This window comes from Mesorhizobium sp. M0772, from assembly GCF_040320135.1.
In the GTDB taxonomy this organism is placed as follows: Bacteria; Pseudomonadota; Alphaproteobacteria; order Rhizobiales; family Rhizobiaceae; genus Mesorhizobium.
Genome location: NZ_JAMYPB010000002.1, coordinates 48,965 through 69,026, shown reverse-complemented (window position 1 = coordinate 69,026; position 20,062 = coordinate 48,965). Strand labels below are relative to the sequence as shown.

Genomic DNA, 20,062 nt, shown 5'->3' with positions numbered 1-20,062 from the left:
TCGGCAAATCGACAGGTACGACCCGTCAGGCTAAACAGGACGCCATGTTGACCATCGGCAAACGCGACGCAAGCGGCAACGCCGCCAAGGAGGCCGACCACCAGCCCCGCGTTGCGGTCGGCGAGGAGGGCGGCGTCCTCGGCTGCGCTTTCTCTGGAATCTGGACGACAACGACAGTGGCGCTGATCGACGCCGAGATGCGCAAGATCGAGCAGCGCAAAGGCTTCCAGACGCTCGCTTTGGATCTTTCCCACATCGAGAAGATGGACACCGCCGGCGCCTGGCTGATCGATCGCCTGGTCAGTGTCTTCGAAAAGAAGGGTGTCGAGATCAAGATGCAGGGGCAAAGCGATGTCGCCTCGATCCTGCTCGGCGCCGTTGGCGAAGCTGTCCGGCGCGAGCCCGAATCGCGCGGCGTCCGGCGCCCCAACATCATCCTCCGCGGGCTGGAGGCGGTCGGCCGCCGCATCTATGAGATGCGCGACGATTTCCTCGCCTCGATGAACATCCTCGGCGCCACCATCGGCGGCGCCCAGATGAAGCTCGGGCGCGGCCATGCCATCAATCCGGCGGCGATCTTCAACCAGATCGATCGCATGGGGGTCGGCGCCATCCCCGTGGTGGTGCTGATGTCGGCGATCGTCGGCGCCATCGTCGCCCAGCAGGGCGCCTACCAGCTCAATTATTTCGGCGCCAACATTTTCGTTGTCGATCTGGTCGGCGTGCTGATCCTGCGCGAACTCGGTGTGCTGATGACCGCCATCATGATCGCCGGCCGCTCCGGCAGCGCCATCACCGCCGAGATCGGCTCGATGAAGATGCGCGAAGAGGTCGACGCGCTGAAGGTCATCGGCCTCAACCCGATCGGCGTGCTGGTGTTTCCGCGCCTGGTGGCGCTGGTGATCGCGCTGCCCTGTCTCACCATCGTCGCCAATTTTGCCGCTCTTGGCGGCGGCATCCTAGCCGCCTGGCTTTATTCCGGTATTGCGCCGACGGCCTTCATCGACCGGCTGCGCGGCGCGATCGATATCAGCACCATCTTCGCCGGGCTGATCAAGGCGCCGTTCATGGCCATGATCATCGGCACCATTGCTTCCGTTGAAGGCATGAAGGTCGGCGGCAGCGCCGAATCGCTGGGTCTGCACGTCACCGCCTCGGTGGTGAAGTCGATCTTCGTCGTCATCATCCTCGATGGCCTTTTCGCCATCTTCTACGCATCGATCGAGTTCTGACATGATGCGCAGAAACTCAAAGGCGACCAAGGCTATGCAGGGAACGGGCGAAAGCGATATCGTGCTGTCGGTGCGCGACATCACCGTTGCCCTGGACGACAAGCTGATCCTCGACAAACTGGCGCTCGACATCAAGCGCGGCGAAATCCTCGGTTTCGTCGGCGCCTCGGGCGCCGGCAAATCGGTGCTGCTGCGCACGATTCTCGGCCTGCTGCACAAGCAGTCCGGCACGATCAAGCTGTTTGGTCTCGACCTCGAAAAGGCCAGCGACATCGAACGGTTGCGCATCGATATGCGGCTTGGCGTGCTTTTCCAGCACGGCGCCCTGTTTTCGGCGTTGACCGTGCAGGAAAACGTGCAGGTGCCGATGCGCGAATATCTCGATCTGCCGAAGAAACTGATGGACGAGCTGGCCTTGCTCAAGATCGAACTGGTCGGCCTGCCGCCGGACGCCGCGCAAAAATTTCCCTCGGAGCTTTCGGGCGGCATGATCAAGCGCGCCGCCCTGGCGCGGGCGCTGGCGCTCGACCCCGACATCGTCTTCCTCGACGAGCCGACTTCCGGCCTCGACCCGATCAGCGCGTCCGAATTCGACGAACTAGTGGTCAAGCTGCGCGATACGATGGATTTGACGGTCTATATGGTGACGCACGATCTCGACACGCTGTTTACCGCTTGCGACCGCGTGGCGGTGCTCGGCAACAAGAAAATCCTGGTCGAAGGCACGATCGACGACATGCTGAAAAGCGAAGAACCGTGGGTCAAATCCTATTTCCGCGGAAAACGGGCTCGGCAACTTGATCTTGCCGCGCGCGCATAGACATAAGTGGGGCAATGGAAACCAGAGCCAACTACGTAATTGTCGGCATTTTCACCCTGGCTGCAATCCTGGCGGCGTTCGGGTTCGTCTATTGGACCGCCCAGATCGGTGATCGCGGCGAGACGGCGGAGCTGCGCGTGCGCATTCAGGGTTCGGCCTCCGGCCTCGGCCCCGGCAGTCTGGTGCTGTTCAACGGCGTCAAGGTCGGGGTGGTCAAGCGCGTCTATTTCGACCGCAATGACCCCAATGCCGCCATTGCTACGACCGAGATCGACCAGACAACGCCGCTCACCAAATCGACGCAGGCCGATATCGGCATCGCCAGCCTTGCCGGCCAGGTCAACATCGAATTGAAGGGCGCCGATCCAAAGGAACCAAATCTGCTGGAAGAGGCGGCAAAGGAAGGCAGGACCGCCGAGATCGTCGCCAATCCATCGGCGGTCACCAACCTGCTGCAGACGGCGCAGAATATCTTCACCCGTGCCGACAAGGTGCTTTCCGAACTCGAAGGTTTCACCAGGGATGTGCGCGGGCCGCTGACCCAGACCGTCAAGAACGCCCAGACATTTTCCGATGCGCTGGCCAGGAATGCCGACGGCATCGACAAGTTCCTGACCGCCGTCAGCGCGCTGTCGGACGAGTTGAAGGGTGTTTCCGGCAAGCTCGACGGCACACTGAAGGCTGCCGAAGGCCTGCTCAATGCCGTCGACAAGGACAAGATCAAGAGCATCGTCGCCAATGTGGACGCCGTCACCGCCAATCTGAAGGAGACCAGCGGACAGCTCGACGGCGTGATCAAGAACGTCGATACCGCGGTCGGCTCGGTCAACGATTTCGCCAAGCGCACGCAAGGCACGCTGGCAAAGGTCGACAATGTGCTCGACGGCATCGATCCGGCACAAGTGCGCGTGGCGCTCGCCAACATTCAGAAGGCCAGCGAAAACGCCAACAAGGCCGCCGCCGACATCGCCAAGGTGACCGACAAGTTCGCCGACCGGGCCGACGACATCGACGAGACGATCAAGGACGCCAAACAGCTTGCGTCGCGCCTCAACGATGCCTCGGTGCGCGTCGACGGCATCCTGAAAAGGGTCGATACGCTGCTCGGTTCGGGCCAGGCCGACGGCGTCATGGCCGATGCCAGGGACACGCTGAAGTCGTTCAAGCAGGTCGCCGACACGCTGAACGCCCGGCTTGGCACGATCACCGACAATATTGCGCGCTTCTCGGGCCAGGGCCTGTCGAATGTCGAGGCGCTGGTCCAGGACAGCCGGCGTTCGATCAGTCGCATCGAAGAGGCGGTGACCGATCTCAGCCGCAACCCGCAGCGCATCCTGTCGGGCGGCGACGGCGAGGTCCGGCAGTTCGATGGCAGGGCACGGCGTTGACTTCCGTGCCCGCCCGCAGCAATTACATGGACCGCGGATGCGGATTCATCATACGATCCGGGGACAGTGGGGATCACGCGTGACGTTCGGGTTGGGTGGGTATAAATCGGCGGCCGTTTTGCTTGGCCTGACGCTGGCTGGTTGCGCGGCATTGGGAGGCAAGCCGGCGCCACTCGATACGTTCGAGCTGTCCGCCCCGTCGATCGACGCCCATGGCCACAGCCGCCGCCAGATCCTGATCGCCCAGCCATCCGCGCTCAAGGCGCTGGACAGCCAGAACATCGTCATCAAGCCGTCAGATCGCTCGATCCAGTATCTCAAGGGCGCGCAATGGGCCGACCGGCTGCCGCTGATCGTGCAGGCGAGGCTCGCCGAAACCTTCCAGCGCTCCGGCAGCTTTGCCGGCGTCGGCAAGCCGGGCGAGGGGCTGGCGATCGACTACCAGTTGATCGTCGAGATCCGCTCCTTCGAAGTCCGCGTCAATGGCGGCGAGCATGCCGAGGTCAATCTCTTCGTACGCATCCTGAACGACCGCAACGGCGAGGTGCGCGCCTCCAAAAGCTTTACCGCATCCGCTCCCGTCTCCGGCAGCGGCAATCCGGCCTATGTCAACGCGCTCGACAGCGCCTTCGGCGAGGCGGCGAAGGATATCGTGAGCTGGACGGACTCGGTGATCTGAGGGAACCCGGCGAGGCGCTTGAGACCCAGGAACCTTAGCCGCCTGCCAGACGGTTGGTGACTGCCTTCATCCAGTGGGTTTCACTCTGGACATGTCCTGCCCGTACATATTTGCCCATGCGAATGGGCATGTCTGCCTCAGCAAATGCTTCGGCAACCCTAGCCACAAAGCCTTCTTGCTTGGCCTTATCCAGGGACGCAGCCAGATTATCGAAGAGGTTGGGGCTGAAAGGCCCACGATAGAGCGTGGGAACAGGAGTGATGCCCAGTTCCTCAAACCGGGCCAGGGTCAAATCCCACGGTTGAATCTCGGTCCCGATGATCCATGCAAAGCCAAGAAAAAATGACGGCAGCGCATCATACGCAACCGAATGTCGGGCATAGAGGTTCTCGCCGACAATCCGTTCATCGTCAGCAAGTTGCGGTGAAACATTTGCTGCAAATGCCTTCAGCCAGTCTCGGGATGGATGATAACGGCTATCGGGACTGCGCGCGTGAGAGCCATCGCGATGAAGGGTTGTGTTCTCTCCATCCATCTTCTCGGTGACCACAAGATCAGCCACCCTTAGTCCTTCAAGCGACGCCATGACCTTGTCGTCGCTGGTGGCTCCGACCGATATCGGCAGATGAAAGGTGCGACCGTATTTCCTCATGCTGGAGGCATAGCTTGCAGCCCATCGCGCCAGCAAGGGCAGCCTGAGTTCTTTGCGCTCGTCATTGTTCGATCCATGACAAACGAAAAAGGCGGGAAATTTCCCGCCTTCTTCATTTTGATGCAGCAATCGTAGCTAGTGCAAACGGCCGCTCGCATGGGCCAGCATGGTGTAGACCTTGCCGGTGTCCGACGTCAGGTAGGTCTGCGCCATGATGTTGTCGCGGTCGTTGCGCGAGACGTCCTTGAGCAGCTTCTCGAAATCGTCGCAGTAGCGGTCGACGGCGGCGCGGAACTCCGCCTCGGCCTGATATTTGCGGCGGATTTCGTCAAAGGTCTGCTGGCCCTTGAGCGTGTAGAGGCGGCGCGTGAACACGTCACGCTCGCCGCGCCGGTAGCGGTTCCACAGCTCGATAGAGGCGTCGTGGTCGATCGCCCGGGCGATATCGACCGAGAGCGAGTTGAGCGACTCCATGACATGCAGGGGCGAGCGCTGGGCGGGAGCCGCGCGCGGTGCTTCCGCGGGCGCTGCCGGCCTGGCGACTTCCTCCTCACGGGATGCCCCGGTCAGGAGATCGCGCACCCAGCCGCCTTGCGGCGTACGGGCGTTGGCGTCGCGCTGGCGCGGTGCTTCGGCAGGACGTTCGATATCGAGCGTGCCGCGCAGGCCGCCCAGCGGCGCCTGCGGAGCAGGGCGCTCCGGCTGTGGCGCCGGCGGCGGGCGGCGTACCGGCTCGGCCGGGCGCTGCACTGGCGCCTGCGGCGGCGGGCGCAGGGCGCGCGGTTCGGCATTGTCGCCGCCGCGTCCCGATTTCGCAACGATATCCGAAAGTTCCTTGAGCGCGTTGATCTGCTCGGCAACGGCACGGCGGATCGCCGAGGTCGATTCCTTGGCCTCTTCCGGCATCTCGATGACGCCCTTCTTGAGCTCGGCGCGGGTGAGGTCGAGCTCGCTCTTGATCGAGCTTGCGGTGCGCCGCATCTCCTCGGTCGCGTCGGCGAACCGGCTGGTTGCCGAATCGACCACTTCCGTTATGGCGATGCGGATCTTGTCGGCTGATGCCAGCGTCTTGCCTTCGGCATTCTGCATCGTCTGGCCGACAAGGTTTTCGAACGAACGCATGACCTTCTCGAGGTCTTCCGACTTCTTGACCAGGCCGACGGCTAGGTCTTCGAGCGACGACTGCCGCTCAAGCGTGTGTTCGAGATTGCTCTGCGCCGAGCTCAACAGATCCGAAGCCGAGGACAGCAAGCGGCTGTGCTCGTCGAACTTGGTGGCGATCGAGGCCACTTCGCGCAGGGTCGACGACGACAATTCGGTAAGCCGCGTGGTGTTCGAATCGACCAGGCGTGCCGAGCTGGCGAAGGTCTGCGCGGCCTTTTCGGTGGTCGCCGCGAAGCTTTGCGTGCTGCCGCTCAGACGTTCGTCGACCTGGCCGAGGTTGATCGCCGCCTGTTCGATCAGCTCACCAAGCTGCGAACTGGAGACGCTCATGCGGCCGATGAGGTCGGCGACGCTATCGGCGAGCGACGAGCGCGCGCCTTCGACGGCCGACAGCGTTTCGGCGGTGCGGCTGGCGAGCGCGTTGACGAGGGCGGCATTTTCGCTGCGCAACTTCTCGGTCGCGCGTTCGGTGACCTCTTCCATGCTCTTTTGCAGTTCCGAGCCGCCCTGGGCGAAGCGCTCGACCAGCGGCCGCGCGGTTTCGTCCAGGATCTTCGCCATCTCGGCCGAACGCGCCGCCAGCATCGTGTTGAGCTCGCGGGTATTGGTGCCGATGGTCTTGGCAGCGTCGTTGGTGCTCTGGCCGATGTGCTGACCGACCGCGGTAAAAGTCTCCGCAATCGTGTTGGCGCGCGAGATCAGCTGAGCTTCTGCGCTGGAAACCTGCTCGTTGAGCTTCTGACCCATCGTCTCCGTCGTATAAAGAAGGCGGTTCTCGACGTTGGCGACCTGTTCCTCGACGCGCGAAGCTGCGGACGCAACGCTCGCGGCCAGCCGCTCGTCGGCGCCGGCAAGAGCCTGCTCCATCTCGCGGGCGTGGACGGCAAGTTCCTGGCCGGTCTGGCGTGCGCGTTCGGCAACACGCTGCTCGGTGCTGGCGAAGGCGCCGACGATGTTGTCGGCATGCTCGCCGATGGTCGACGTGGAATCGGCGATGCGCGACACCAGGCGGTGATCGGCCTCGTCGAAGATGCGGCTGATCTCGGTGGCGCGTGCCGACAGTGCGTCCGCACCCTCGGCAATGCGCGAGATCAGCTGCTGGTCGGCGGCGTCGAAGATGCGGCCGAGGTCGGAGGCGCGGGCGGCCAGCGCTTCGGCGGATTCGCCGATGCGCATGCTCAGCCGCTGGTCGGCGCCCTCGAAGTTACGCAGGATGTCGCCGGCGCGGTCGGCCAGCGACTGCGCCGTCTCGACCGCGCGGGCGACCAGCTTCTGGTCGGCGGCGTCGAACGTGCCGGCGATCTCGCCGGCGCGGGCAGCCAGCCGTCCGGCCGTTTCTTCGGCGCGGGCGAGCAGCGAGTTCGACGTCTCGTCATGCCGGGCAAGCAGCGCGCTCGTTGTGTCTTCGGCGCGAGCAAGCAAGGCATTCGTCGTATCCTCGGCGCGAGCAAGCAGGGCGCTCGATGTGTCCTCGGCACGTGCGTGCTGACGGCGATCCGCGTCCTCGAAGGTGCGGGCGATGTCCTCGGCCCGGGCCAAAAGGGCGGCCGAGGTCTGCTCGGCACGCTCGGCGATCTTGCGGTCGGCGTCACTGAAGGCAGCACCGGCCTGTTCGTGCAGCGCGCTGGTGACTTCCATCACCTTCTCGCGCAGCGCGCCGGCAACGAAGACGGCGCTCTTTTCAAGCACGCTGCGGACATTGTCGACACCCACCGACAACGCGCGCTCCATGGTTCCGGCGCGCTCTTCGATGATGCCGGTCTGCTTGCTGAAGGCCTGCTCGATTTTCTCGACATCGGCAGCGATTGCCGCCGAGATATCGGTGCTTCTGCCGGCAATCTGGTCGATATGGCCCGACAGAGAGCGGTCGACGTCCTTACGTATGTCGGCGAGCTTTGCCAGATCGTCTTCCAGCGCCTGGGTCAACATGTTGCGGCCTTCGGCCAGCTTGCCGACATGGCCGGCGATGATGTCGTCAACCTCACCGCGGCTTGCCGACAGCTTCTGCAGGTCGGCTTCCAGCGCACGTTTCAGGATGTCTCGGCCCTCGGCCAGCTTCTCGACCTGGCCTGCGACCAGTCCGTCGATGCTCGACCGGCTTTCGGCCAGCTTGGCGAGGTCGTCCTCGAGAGCCTTCGACAGCGTCGCGCGATCCCGGACGAGCTTGTCGCTGTGACCCTCGATCAGGCTGTTGACATTTTCCAAATCCGCTTCCAGCACCCGTGCGAACTCGCCACGGTTTTCGCTCAGCTTCTGCGACTGGTCGGCAATGGCGCTCCTGATCGCATTGAGATCGGCTTCGAGCGCCCGTGTGAGGATGTCTCGGCCCTCGGCAAGCTTCTCGACCTGCCCGGCGACCAGCCCATCGATGTTGGAGCGGCTCTCCGCCAGCTTGGCGATGTCGTCTTCCAATGCCTTTGAGAGCGCCGAACGGTCCTGGACGAGCCTGTTTTGATGATCGGCCATGATGCCGCTGACATTGTGCAAATCGTCCTGAAGCGCCTGGGATAGCGTCGAACGATCCTGGACAAGCCGGCTCGAGTGGTCGGTGATCAGGCTGTTAACATTCTGAAGGTCATCCTTAAGCGCCTGGGATAGCGTCGAACGATCCTGGACAAGCCGGTTCGAGTGGTCGGCGATCAGGCTGTTCACATTCTGCAGGTCGGCCTCCAGTGCCCTGGAAAGCTGACCGCGCTCTTCCGCCACCTTGTCGGAATGACCCGCGATGGCACCCTTGATGGTGTTGAGGTCGGCTTCGAGCGCGCGCTTGAGGATATCGCGCCCCTCGGCCAGCTTCTCGACCTGGCCGGCGACCAGCCCGTCGATGCTCGACCGGCTCTCGGCGAGCTTGGCGAGGTCGGCCTCGAGCGTCTGTGACAACAGGCCACGATCGTCGGCAAGCCGGCTCGAATGGTCGGAGAGCAGGCCTCTGATGCCGGACAGGTCGTTCTCCAGCGCCTTGCTGAGTTCGGTTCGGTCCTCGGCCAGTTTCGCCGAGTGGTTCTCGATCACGCCCTTGATGCCGATAATGTCGTTTTCGAGCGCCTTGGCCAGGATGGCGCGGCCTTCGGCGATCTTTTCAACCTGGCCGGCGACCAGCCCGTCAATCGAGGCGCGGCTGTCGGCGAGCTTGCCGAGATCGGCTTCCAGGGCGCGCGACAGAATGTTGCGGCCTTCGGCCAGCTTACCGACATGCCCGGCGACCATTTCGTCAATGATCGTACGGGCTTGCACAAGTTTTCCGGAGTCTTCATGCAAAGCCTGGTTGAGCCGGTTGCGGCCTTCTTCAAGCCGCTCGAGATGGCTGCCCAGCGACGCGTCGATGGCGGCGCGCGACTCGTTGACCTTGCGCAGATCCTCTTCCAGGGCGCGCGAGATCAGGTTGCGGCCTTCGGCCAGCTTCTGCACCTGGTTCGTTACGGCCGCATCGATGCCGGCGCGGCCCTCGGCGAACTTCGCCAGGTCCGCCTGCATGGCAGCCGCCATGCGTTCGCGGCTTTCGGACAGCTTGCGGCTGTGGTTTTCGACGGCGTCCTCGATGCCGACACGGGCATCGGCAAGACGCTGGATGTCGGTGTCGAATGAGCGCGACACGACATGGCGGGCGGCTTCCATCCGGCCGGCGAAATCGCTGGCGCGGGCTTCGAGCATCGACGAGGTCGACGAGACGATGTCGGCCATGTCGGCGCCGATCTGGGTCTTGCCCTGATCGATCATGGCCGACAAATGATCCTTGCTCTCGGCAAAGGTGTGGGCGATCTCGCGGGCGCGCTCGACCAGCGTTTCGTTGATCTGGCGGGCGCGCGCCTCGAGCGCGGCGTTGAGCTTCTGCGTGCCGGTATCGAGTGCTTCGGCGCGGGTCTGAAATTCGCTGATCAGCGCCTGGCCCCGCTCGGCCAGCGTCCGCTCGATGCCGTTCAGGCTGGACTCGAATTCCGAGCTCAGGGTGCGGGCGGCGCCGCCGAGCAGCGACACCATACCGGTGGTGCGGTCGTCGAGCAGGTCGGTCAGCGACCGGGTCAGGCCGTCTGTGGTGTCCGTCAGCTTGGCGATGCGGGTGTCGAGCAGCGAAGCAAAGGCTTCGCCCGACGTCGACAGCCTGTCGGTGATTGAATCCAGCCGGGTTTCGACGGAATCGAAGATCGACATCGAGCTTTCATTGATGCGGTCGATCAGCGTGTCGCCGGAATTCGTGATCGTCATCGACAGCTTGGTCGACGCGTTGAGGATAGAGTCGCGAATAATGTCGGAGGCGGCGCCGATCTCGTCCTTCAGCGTTTCATGCGCGCCGGTGATCGAGGCGCGCACGCGCTCGGCATGAGTGACGACGGCTTCGCGCTCGCTGCCCAGCCCGTCGACCAGCGACCGGATGCGCGATTCATTCTCCGAATAGGAGCGTTCGATCTGGTTGACCTCGCTGTGGACCAGAGTTTCGAGCTCGACGGCGCGCGCCAGCGTGCGCTCGATGCCTTCGCCCATCGCCGCCACTTCACGGCGAACGGCCTGGCCGATCATCATCACGCGGTCTTGGGCGAGGTTTTCCGGCTCCGCCAAGCGGAAAGCCACCTCCGTCATCGATTGCGCGGCAATGCGCATTTCCTGCGCGCGGCGGATCATCGCCGCGAAGGCCCAAAACAGGACGACCGGTATGATTGCCGCGATCGCTAGGCCGATCAGTTCAGGGCGGGCCAGGATTTGATCGAACGTACGAATTTTCCAGATGCTGGGGCCAAACAGCAGATTGGCGAGGCCGCCGGCGCCGGCGATCCAGGCCAGCGACACGAACGCCACGACCCAATAGATCGTGCTAGACGCGCGCCGGTTGAGGCTGTGCAGCAGCGTCTTGTAATCTTTCTGGCGGTCATCGTTTGCCGGCTTGAAGCCGGCTGGCTGCGCGCTGTTGCGCGATTCGACCGGGCGCAGCTCGGCGGGCTTGGCTGCCGGCTTCGCACTCTGGTTTTGTTGGACGGGCGCATTTTGAGCGGGGGCGGGCTTCTGGGGGCGGCCTTCGCGCGCCAGTTCGTCCGCGGCCTGCGATATCTGCGCTTCCAGATCTTCCATCGACGCCGCGATATCGAGATCGCCGCTGCCGTCTCCGCTGAGATCGAGGTCTAGTGCCTTTTCGAGTTCCCTGGCTACGTCGCTGTCGAGAGTTCTGGTCGTCGTTGGTTTCTTCGCCATGCCTTCGCTACCCTGTACTAGCTGCCGAGGGACTTCTTATTTTTGCCTGATTCTGGCTCGTCTTATCCCACGCAGGAGGCTGAAAATGGACCTTCGTATCGTAATGACACACAGGGGTAAAGAAAACATGCATTCCGCGAGATACGTAAAACTTTAAATATAAGGTTAACGACAACGTGATCTAACCGCCTCAACGGCAACAATTTTCCAGCCCATTCATTAACGCGTTGGCGACGGAAATCGCCTAGTTTTTTCGGCGATCGGCACAAGGAGTTTCAAATTGGTACGCGGTGAAAGCGGCATTGCCTTCTCAATGCCGGGCGGCGATGCGTCGGGACCGGCCCGTTCGCGCCCAGTGGATCTGGCCCATCTGGCCCGTCAGACTATGGGCGATCGCGCCCTCGAACAGGAGGTATTGGCGCTGTTCGTACAGCAGGCGCTTTCCGTCCGCGACAGAATAGTCGATGCCGATGTCAGGGAGCGACTGCTTCTGGCGCATGGGCTGAAAGGTTCGGCGCGCGGGGTCGGCGCCTTTGCCATCGCCGACTGCGCCACCTCGATCGAACAGCAGCCGGAAGATGCGCGCATCCTCAAGCGCCTCGGCACCCTGATCGAGGAAGTGCGCGATTTCATCGCCGCCATCAGCCGGTAATGGCTGCCGCTCGGCAGCGGCCACCGGGATGAATCGACGGGGCCAGGGCGTGCTTTGGCCAGCTTTCCGAAAAAACGTCACAAAGCGGCGCTTTCGCGCCGCAGTTGACTTGTCCGGTGGAGTGATTATCTCGGCTGGGACTCCCTTCAGGTGATAAATGACCAAGCTGACCTTCATTGCCCATGACGGCACTCCTTTCGATGTCGAGGCCGAAAACGGCTCGACCGTCATGGAGAATGCGATCCGTAGCGCGGTGCCGGGCATCGAGGCAGAATGCGGCGGCGCCTGCGCCTGCGCGACCTGCCATGTCTATGTCGACGAAGCCTGGACGGCCGAGGTCGGCGAGCCGGAGGCGATGGAAGAGGACATGCTGGACTTCGCCTATGACGTCCAGCCGAACTCGCGGCTGTCCTGCCAGATCAAGGTGCGCGACGCGCTTGACGGCCTGGTCGTGCGCGTGCCGGCTCGCCAGGGTTGATCTCCCGTACCATCTGATTTTTCCCGCCGCCGCTTGGCAGCGGGCCAATGCTCATGCAGTCTCGCGCCAGTTTCGCCCCAGTCTGACAATGAGGCTCGCCTGGCATGACCGATGTAATCAAGACGGACGCACTCATCGTCGGGGCGGGTCCGGTCGGCCTGTTCGCCGTGTTCGAACTTGGCCTCTTCGACATGAAGTGCCATCTGATCGACATCCTCGACCGACCGGGCGGCCAATGCGCCGAACTCTATCCGGAAAAGCCGATCTACGACATTCCAGGCTGGCCATCGATCTCGGCGCAAGGCCTGGTCGACAGACTGCTCGAGCAGATTCACCCGTTCAAGCCGGATTTTACCTTCAACCGCATGGTCTCCAGCCTGGAAAAGCTTGACGACGGCTCATTTCGGGTCACCACCGACGAGAACGAGGTGTTCGAAGCCAAGGTGGTGGTGATCGCCGCCGGTGGCGGCTCGTTCCAGCCCAAACGGCCGCCCATTCCCGGCATCGAGGCCTATGAGGGCAGGAGCGTCTTCTATTCGGTGCGCCGTATGGAGGAATTCCGCGGCCACGACCTCGTCATCGTCGGCGGCGGCGATTCCGCACTCGACTGGACGCTGAACCTGCAGCCGGTGGCAAAAAGCGTGACACTGGTCCACCGGCGCGCGGAATTCAGGGCGGCGCCCGACAGCGTCAACAAGATGTATGCCATGCAGGAGATGAAGCAGCTGGAGTTCCGGGTCGGCCAGGTGAGCGGCCTGACCGGCGCCGACGGCGAGCTGGCCTCTGCTACCATCAAGGGCGGGCCTGACGGCGACATCGAGGTGCCGTGCACGCGCATGCTGCCGTTCTTCGGCCTGACCATGAAGCTCGGCCCGATCGCCGAATGGGGGCTCAACCTTCATGAGAACCTCATCCCGGTCGATACCGAGAAATTCCAGACTTCGGTGCCAGGCATCTTTGCCGTCGGCGACATCAACTGGTACCCAGGCAAGCTGAAGCTGATCCTGTCGGGTTTTCACGAGGTGGCGCTGATGGCGCAGGCCGCCAAGCGCATCATCAGCCCCGGTGAGCGCATCGTCTTCCAGTACACGACGTCGTCGACCAGCCTGCAGAAGAAGCTCGGCGTCGTGGAGTAGGTCCTACAGCGCTTTTACTCCACCAGAACGACCGGCGCCTCGGCCTCGTCGCGGCCGCGCAGTGACTTCTCCGGCATCAGCGCCAGCGTCATCAGCGCCAGCACGAGCGTGACGGCCGCGGCAAGGAAGATCATCATGAAGGGCGTCGCCGAGACGATCTGTCCGGCAGCCGGCGCGCCTTCGCCGGCAAGCGGCAGGCCATAGCCGAGCGCGACGGCGCCAAGCATGGCGACGCCGAGCGCGCTGCCCAGCGAACGCAGGAAGGTCAGCACGCCGGTGGCAACGCCGAGATGCGCGCGATCGACGGCGTTCTGCACCGATACGGTGGCGACCGGGAAGGTGGTGCCGCTTCCAAGGCCGATGCAGATGGTCAAGAGCTCGACCACCAGCAGCGAGGCGCGGCCGGCGACCAGGCTGAGCACGCCAAGACAGATAATGGCGAAGAGAACGCCGACCATGGCGATACGCTTGTAGTGGAAGAAGCGCGGTATCGTGCGGCCGCTGAACGTCGCGCCGGCGACCGTTCCGAGCAGCAGGCCGAGCATGGCAAGGCCCGACTGGCTGACCGACAGCCCGATGATCGACTGCAGATAGACCGGCAGGTACACCGACAGGCCGATATTGGCGGCCTGCAGCAGGAACATCGACGCCGTGCCGGCAAGCACGATCGGATTGCTCAGCACTTCAAGCGAAATCAGCGGCTCGGACGCACGCATCAGCCTGAGCGCGAACGCACCCCAGAAGACCGCCGAACAGGCGAGCAGGCCGACGATCTCGCGCGAGGCCCATGGATAGGCGCTGCCGCCCCAGTTGAGGGCCAAAAGCAGCAATGCCGTCGCCACCACCAGAAGCAGCGCGCCCGGCGCGTCGATGCGATGCCGCTTTGCGGCGACCGGCAGTTTGCGCAGCGGCTTGTTGATGATGGCCATGGCCAAGATGCCGAGCGGGATATTGATCCAGAAGATCAGCGACCAATGCAGATGTTCGGCAAATCCGCCGCCGAGCAAAGGCCCGGCGATGCTGGCGACCGCCCAGGTGCCCGAAATCCAGGCGGCATAACGCGCGCGTTCGCGCGGCGGCACCAGGTCGCCGATGACGATCTGCGCCAGGGCGAACAGGCCTCCGCCGCCCGCACCCTGGATCGCCCGGCCGACAACCAACACGAACATGTTGGGGGCCATGGCGCTGACCAGCGATCCCAGAAGGAAGATCAGGATCGCCGCATAGACGGTCGGCCGGCGGCCATAGACGTCGGAAATCTTGCCGTAGAGCGGCGCCATGGCCGTCGCCGTCAGGAGATAGCCGGTCACGATCCACGGCAGGTAGTCGGCATGGCCGAGCGAACGGCCGATGGTCGGCATGGCCGGCGCGACGATTGTCTGGTCGAGCGCCGCCAGCAGCATCGACAAAAGGATGCCGGCGATGATGACGTTCTTCTCGCTTTCCGTCAGCGGCGCGGCGGGCGCCACCCTATCCGGCTTGTCGACAGCCTGGTCCATATCAGTTCATCCATAACGTTCGAGAGCGATTGCGCGGCGCCAAATGGCCGCTCCGCTACACGCCGCCTCAATTGGTCTTGATCTGGTGTTTCGAAGCTCGCGTCTTGCCAGCCTGACATATCTTGCGAGCCTGACATATGTCGTCCCGTATAGGCCGATTTCGACCTATGCCCGAAAATTTTCTGGGGCTGGCCTCATGTTTCGGCAGATTGGCTTGGTATCAGTCCGTGTTTCAGCCGGGCGGAAGCTGGCCGTTCTCGACGCGCTGCATGCGGTAGCGCAGCAGCCGCAGGATGCGGCTTTCGAAATTCACGCCTTCCACGCGGTCGAAGCGCAATTGGTCCTGGTCATGCCTGGCGAGTTCGGCCGCGGTGATCTGCGCCGCCTTCGCCTTTGCCCCGGCGCAGGTCTTTTGCGCAAAGCTCGCGTTCAGCGCGTCTTCGAGCAGACGGCCGTGGTTCTTGGCGATCTCGACATGACGCTCCTCATGGCGCTTGATGTCGGCCGACAGGGTGTCCCAGAACAGCCTGACATCGGGATCGGCCTTGCGCGGCCTGCGCCACTCCGGAAGGATGACCTTGACCTTGACGGTAACGGCGGCCTTGGCGATGCGGCAGGTGTCTGCGGTTTGCGCGTAGCTGATGCGGGTGGTGAACGCCATCTGGGTGGCGCCTGGATGCCGCATCCCGGTGCTTTTCACCTCGGGTCCATGCTTCGACAATTGCGTCTCGATGTCATCGAGCGTGCTGCCGCCGATGGCAAAATAGCTGTAGGTCTTCACCAGATTGGCAGCATTCGCCGGCAGGACGGTCAAAGCCAGCATCAGGGCGCAGAGCAGGGGTCGTTTCATCATGTTGCCTCTTCACTCACCTTGCTTTACGGCCGTTGCCGGCGCAACGGAATTGATCTTCCACCGATCACGCATCGTTGATGGATTGCAAGCGCTCGATGAGCCACATGCCAATGAGCCACATGCCAATGACACACATGGTTGAAGGACAATGACGACAAGGCGATGGCAACTGGCGCATAAGTGCCATCTCGACCTTGGCGAGAAAGCCATTGTGGTCGGCATTCTCAACGTCACGCCCGACAGTTTTTCGGACGGCGGACTGTTCATCACGCCTGACCAGGCGGTGGCGCAGGCGCACCGCATGGTGGAAGAAGGCGCCGCCGTCGTCGATATCGGCGGGGAATCGACGCGCCCCGGCGCCTCGCCCGTGATGCCTGAAGAAGAGCAGGCCCGCATCCTGCCGGTCATCGCCGCGCTCGCCAGTTCAGGCGAAGCCCTGATTTCGGTCGACACCTATCGCGAGGAAACCGCGCGCCTCGCCGTCGCCGCCGGCGCGCATATCGTCAACGATGTCTGGGGCTTGCAGCGTGAACCCGGCATCGCCCGCGTCGCCGCCGAGACCGGCGCCGGACTGGTCATCATGCATACCGGGCGCGGGCGGCAAAAACTGCCCGACGTCATCGCCGACCAGTTTTTGTTCCTCAAGGCTTCGCTGGAAGTCGCCAGGCGCAGCGGCGTTGCGGACGATCATATCGTACTCGATGCCGGCTTCGGCTTCGCCAAGGAGACGGCTGAGGAAAACCTCGACCTGATGGCGCGGTTTTCCGAGCTTAAGGAGCTCGGTTTTCCCTTGATGGCCGGCACCTCCAGAAAACGCTTCATCGGCACCGTCACCGGCCGCGAAGCCGGCGCGCGCGCCGCCGGGACGGCAGCCACCAGTGTCATTCTGAGGCTGAAGGGCGCCGATCTGTTTCGCGTCCACGATGTCGCAATCAACGTGGACGCACTGGCGGTCGCCGATGCTATGCTGGCGCGCGAAAAGCCAGGACGCTGAGCCCAGGACACTAAGAAATGTACGTCATCCGCATGAAGAACTGCGCCTTCTTTGCCCGGCACGGCGTGCTGGATGAGGAAGAGGCGCTTGGCCAGCGTTTTTATGTCGATGCCGAGTTGACGGTCGAGCCCAGCCGCCCGCTGGAGGATGATTCCATCGAGGACACCGTCAATTACGGCATCGCCTTCACGGTGATTGAAAAGATCGTCACTGGACATCGCCGCTTCCTGATCGAGGCGCTGGCGCTCGAAGTGGCGAAGGCACTGACTTCACGGTTCCCGCAGATCAGGAAGGCCGAGATCACCGTGCGCAAGCCCAACGCACCGGTGCCCGGCGTGCTCGATTATGTCGAGGTGACCGTTGTCTGGCCAGAGTAACAATAACACGGTCTATCTCAGCCTTGGCGGCAATCTCGGCGATCCCTCGGCCTCGATGGCGGCGGCGCTGCGCCTGCTCGACACCGACGAGAGCACGCGCGTCGTCGCCGTCTCCTCACTTTACCGCACGCCGCCCTGGGGCAAGCTCGACCAGCCGGATTTCCTCAACGCCGCTGCCGAAATCTCGACCTCGCTGGCGCCAAGGGCGCTGCTCGACCTCTGCCTCGAGGCCGAGCGCAAGCTGAAGCGGGTGCGCGAGGAGCGCTGGGGTCCGCGCCTGATCGACATCGACATATTGGTGTTCGGCGACCGCACAATCCACGAAACCGGGCTGGAGGTGCCGCATCCCCGAATGGTGGAGCGCGCCTTCGTGCTGGCGCCCTTGGCAGAGATCGCGCCGGATCTGGCGGTGGGCGGCAGGAGCGTGACCGAGCGGCTCAGCGCCGTCGATACGTCAGGCATAGAGCGGCTGGCTTCCGGCCGCGATTGGTGGCTGGGTTAACCGGAGAAGCCGCCGCCATCGAGAAATGCCTGTTCGTCCGCCGTCGTCTCGCGGCCAAGCATCTTGTTCCTGTGCGGAAAGCGGCCGAAGCGCTGGATGATGTCGCGGTGCTCGATGGCGTATTTCACATACTCCGGCGCCCTGGCGGTGGTGAGCTCGACCGATCTGTCCTGGTCGGCGGGCAGTTCCGAATGTTCGTAGGGCAGGTACAGGAAGACGCGCAGGTTTTCTTCCAGCGAAAGGTCATGGCCGGCCGCAATCGCCTTGGCGGCAAAGTGCCGTGCCAGCGGATCGGTGGCGTACATATGGCCTGAGCCGCGAAAGCAGTTGCGCGGAAACTGGTCGAGCAGGATCATCAGCGCCAGCGAACCCTCGGCATGCTCCGACCATGCGTCGCACTCGCGCCGCGCGGCGGCAAAGTGCAGGTCGAGAAACCTGCTGCGGAAATCCGCGTCGAAGACGTCGTTCTTCTCGAACCACGCGTCTTCGCCGGCCTCGCGCCAGAATTTGGTGACGGCGAGCGCGCGCTCATCCGATGCGGTCATCAGCTTTCCCCCTGATCGGCGGGCTCGGGCTTGTGCAGCACGCCGGCCGTCTCTTCGTTCAGCGCCTGGCCGGGCCGGCGCGGTTGCGTCAGCGGCGTCGGGATCGGCGTGCCGGTATTGCCCCTGAGGAAACGTTGCCCGGCGCGGACGCCTTCGGCCAGCTGCGTCTCCAGTCGGGCATTGTCGCGCCGTCGCACATCCTCGATGACATCGGCGACATCTTCCGGCTCGACGCCCAAAACCTCGAGCGCGGAACCGCCGAAGACGAGGGCCGATTCGAAGGTCTCGCGCAGCTGGAAGTCGACCCCGGCGCGGATGAGCGACAGGGCGGTGCCGCGATCGAAGGCACGCGCCAGGACAGTCAGCAACGGGAACTCCGCCTTGATCAGTTCCGCCATGCGCACCGTGGCGTCCGGCTTGTCGACGCAGATCAGCACGGCGCGCGCGCGGCCTGCACCTGCGGCGCGCAGAATGTCGAGCCGCGTGCCGTCGCCATAGTAGACCTTGAAGCCGAAATCGGCGGCCGCCTGTATCATTTCGACATCATTGTCGATGATCGACACATCGATGCCGCGCAACAAAAGCGGCTGGCTCGCGATCTGGCCGAAACGGCCGAAGCCGATGACCAGCACGCTGCCGGTAAGGCCGTCGGCGATGTCGACGCCTTCAAGCGACTGCTCGTCGCGCGGCGTCAAATATTTGAGCGCAATGATGGCCAGCGGCGTCAGCACCATGGAGATGATGATGATAGCGGTCAGCGTTGCGTTGGCCCGGCTGTCGATGATGCCAACCGCCGCCGCGGCCGAATAGAGGACGAAGGCGAATTCGCCGCCTTGCGCCATGATCACGGCGCGTTCCAGCGCTTCACGATGACCGCTCTTCAGCATGCGGGCGACGAGATAGATGCCGAGCGCATTCATCGCCATGTAGGCGACGACATAGACGGCGATCAGCCGCCAGTTGTCGGCCACCACATGCAGGTCGAGCGACATGCCGACGGCGAGGAAGAACAGGCCAAGCAGGATGCCGCGGAATGGCTCGACGTCGGCCTCCAGCTGGTGGCGGAAGGTCGATTCCGACAACAGCACGCCGGCCAGGAAGGCGCCCATCGCCATCGAGAGGCCGGAAAGCTGCATAACCAGCGCCGACCCCAGCACGACCAGAAGTGCTGCCGCCGTCATGACTTCGCGCGCCTTGGCGTCGGCCAGGATGCGGAAGAACGGGTTGAGCAGATAGCGGCCGGCCACCACCAGCCCGACGATGGCGCCAAGACCGATGCCGATTTCGGCCAGCCTCTGCTGCAGGGTCATCTCGGCGCCGCCCGGCGCCAGGAAGGCGACCAGCGCCAGAAGCGGCACGATTGCCAGATCCTCGAGCAGCAGGATGGACACGATGCGCTGGCCCTTGGGGCTGGCCATCTCGCCACGCTCTTCGAGAAGCTGCATGACGATCGCCGTCGAGGTCAGGACGAAGCCGGCGCCGGCAACGAAGGATTGCGCGATCGGAAAGCCGCCGGCGAGACCAACACCGGTCAGCAGCAATGCGCAGACGCCGACCTGCAGCGCGCCGAGGCCGAAAATCTCGCGGCGCAGGCCCCATAGCCGCGACGGCTGCATCTCCAACCCGATGATGAACAGGAACATGACCACGCCGAGTTCGGCGACATGCAAAATGGCTTCCGATTCGGAAAAAATGCCAATACCGAACGGGCCGATGACCACGCCCGCGGCGAGATAGCCGAGGATCGAGCCCAGCCCCATGCGTTTGAAGATCGGAACGGCGACGACGCCTGCGGCAAGCAGCGCCACCACCTGAATGAGATCGCTGCCCGATGCTTCCGCTGCCATGCCTCTTGTCCCTGTGTCCGACAGCACTCCTTGCATGCACTGGGAGCGGGAGGCAAGGGCGGG

General features: G+C 63.6%; 16 protein-coding genes. 10 read left to right on the top strand and 6 right to left on the bottom strand.

Translation table 11 applies throughout. The annotated features are described in order from the left end of the window. Window positions 1-44 precede the first annotated feature (44 nt). The 4 genes from NKI06_RS01755 to NKI06_RS01740 are packed head-to-tail and all read left to right on the top strand — an operon-like array spanning window position 45 to window position 4,119. A complete protein-coding gene (locus NKI06_RS01755; RefSeq protein ID WP_023708615.1) occupies window positions 45-1,232 on the top strand; it encodes an MlaE family ABC transporter permease in 1,188 nt (395 codons plus the stop codon). A gap of 1 nt (window position 1,233) precedes the next feature. Further along, window positions 1,234-2,052: an ABC transporter ATP-binding protein gene (locus NKI06_RS01750; RefSeq protein ID WP_023694175.1), complete on the top strand. Its 819-nt coding sequence runs from the start codon at window positions 1,234-1,236 to the stop codon at window positions 2,050-2,052. 14 nt (window positions 2,053-2,066) lie between these two features. Further along, window positions 2,067-3,440 (top strand): MlaD family protein, encoded by a 1,374-nt coding sequence (locus NKI06_RS01745; protein ID WP_023669035.1) that lies wholly within the window; start codon window positions 2,067-2,069, stop codon window positions 3,438-3,440. A 37-nt stretch (window positions 3,441-3,477) separates the two neighbouring features. After that, complete coding sequence (locus NKI06_RS01740; RefSeq protein ID WP_502900567.1) at window positions 3,478-4,119, top strand: ABC-type transport auxiliary lipoprotein family protein; 642 nt, start codon at window positions 3,478-3,480, stop codon at window positions 4,117-4,119. A 34-nt stretch (window positions 4,120-4,153) separates the two neighbouring features. Here NKI06_RS01740 and NKI06_RS01735 read toward each other — a convergent pair whose 3' ends face one another. Then, window positions 4,154-4,900: an RNA ligase family protein gene (locus NKI06_RS01735; protein ID WP_352983705.1), complete on the bottom strand. Its 747-nt coding sequence runs from the start codon at window positions 4,898-4,900 to the stop codon at window positions 4,154-4,156. Between the two features lie 6 nt (window positions 4,901-4,906). Continuing rightward, the gene (locus NKI06_RS01730; RefSeq protein WP_352983703.1) at window positions 4,907-11,116 is read right to left on the bottom strand and encodes a kinesin; all 6,210 of its coding nucleotides are present in this window, start codon (window positions 11,114-11,116) and stop codon (window positions 4,907-4,909) included. 313 nt (window positions 11,117-11,429) lie between these two features. On the opposite strand from NKI06_RS01730, the gene NKI06_RS01725 reads away from it, so the two are divergent. The 3 genes from NKI06_RS01725 (at window position 11,430) to NKI06_RS01715 (ending at window position 13,382) form a co-directional block, all read left to right on the top strand. Next, a complete protein-coding gene (locus tag NKI06_RS01725) occupies window positions 11,430-11,768 on the top strand; it encodes an Hpt domain-containing protein (RefSeq protein ID WP_023688665.1) in 339 nt (112 codons plus the stop codon). Between the two features lie 157 nt (window positions 11,769-11,925). After that, on the top strand, window positions 11,926-12,246 hold the full coding sequence (locus NKI06_RS01720) for a 2Fe-2S iron-sulfur cluster-binding protein (RefSeq protein WP_023673507.1): 321 nt from the start codon (window positions 11,926-11,928) through the stop codon (window positions 12,244-12,246). A gap of 104 nt (window positions 12,247-12,350) precedes the next feature. Next, window positions 12,351-13,382, top strand: coding sequence for an NAD(P)/FAD-dependent oxidoreductase (locus NKI06_RS01715; RefSeq protein WP_023673506.1), 1,032 nt, complete (start codon window positions 12,351-12,353; stop codon window positions 13,380-13,382). Between the two features lie 14 nt (window positions 13,383-13,396). Here the strand turns inward: NKI06_RS01715 and NKI06_RS01710 are convergent, their stop codons facing one another. Then, on the bottom strand, window positions 13,397-14,881 hold the full coding sequence (locus tag NKI06_RS01710; RefSeq protein ID WP_352983701.1) for an MDR family MFS transporter: 1,485 nt from the start codon (window positions 14,879-14,881) through the stop codon (window positions 13,397-13,399). Between the two features lie 232 nt (window positions 14,882-15,113). Continuing rightward, window positions 15,114-15,734 carry a DUF922 domain-containing Zn-dependent protease gene (locus tag NKI06_RS01705; protein WP_023728091.1) on the bottom strand — a complete coding sequence of 207 codons (621 nt, stop codon included), beginning with the start codon at window positions 15,732-15,734 and terminating at the stop codon, window positions 15,114-15,116. A gap of 148 nt (window positions 15,735-15,882) precedes the next feature. Between NKI06_RS01705 and folP the strand changes: the two genes are divergently transcribed. Genes folP through folK form a run of 3 tightly spaced genes read left to right on the top strand, consistent with a single transcriptional unit; the run spans window position 15,883 to window position 17,607 of the window. After that, the gene (gene folP / locus NKI06_RS01700) at window positions 15,883-16,728 is read left to right on the top strand and encodes a dihydropteroate synthase (RefSeq protein ID WP_352983699.1); all 846 of its coding nucleotides are present in this window, start codon (window positions 15,883-15,885) and stop codon (window positions 16,726-16,728) included. A gap of 17 nt (window positions 16,729-16,745) precedes the next feature. Beyond that, complete coding sequence (folB, locus tag NKI06_RS01695) at window positions 16,746-17,105, top strand: dihydroneopterin aldolase (RefSeq protein ID WP_023673502.1); 360 nt, start codon at window positions 16,746-16,748, stop codon at window positions 17,103-17,105. Further along, the gene (folK, locus tag NKI06_RS01690; RefSeq protein ID WP_352983696.1) at window positions 17,089-17,607 is read left to right on the top strand and encodes a 2-amino-4-hydroxy-6-hydroxymethyldihydropteridine diphosphokinase; all 519 of its coding nucleotides are present in this window, start codon (window positions 17,089-17,091) and stop codon (window positions 17,605-17,607) included. Before folB ends, folK begins: the two co-directional genes overlap by 17 nt. Here folK and NKI06_RS01685 read toward each other — a convergent pair. Further along, window positions 17,604-18,152 carry a DUF924 family protein gene (locus NKI06_RS01685; RefSeq protein WP_023673500.1) on the bottom strand — a complete coding sequence of 183 codons (549 nt, stop codon included), beginning with the start codon at window positions 18,150-18,152 and terminating at the stop codon, window positions 17,604-17,606. The two genes, folK and NKI06_RS01685, sit on opposite strands and share 4 nt — an antisense overlap. Beyond that, window positions 18,152-19,999 carry a monovalent cation:proton antiporter-2 (CPA2) family protein gene (locus NKI06_RS01680; RefSeq protein ID WP_023715853.1) on the bottom strand — a complete coding sequence of 616 codons (1,848 nt, stop codon included), beginning with the start codon at window positions 19,997-19,999 and terminating at the stop codon, window positions 18,152-18,154. The genes NKI06_RS01685 and NKI06_RS01680 overlap by 1 nt, the downstream gene beginning before the upstream one ends. Window positions 20,000-20,062: the final 63 nt, after the last annotated feature.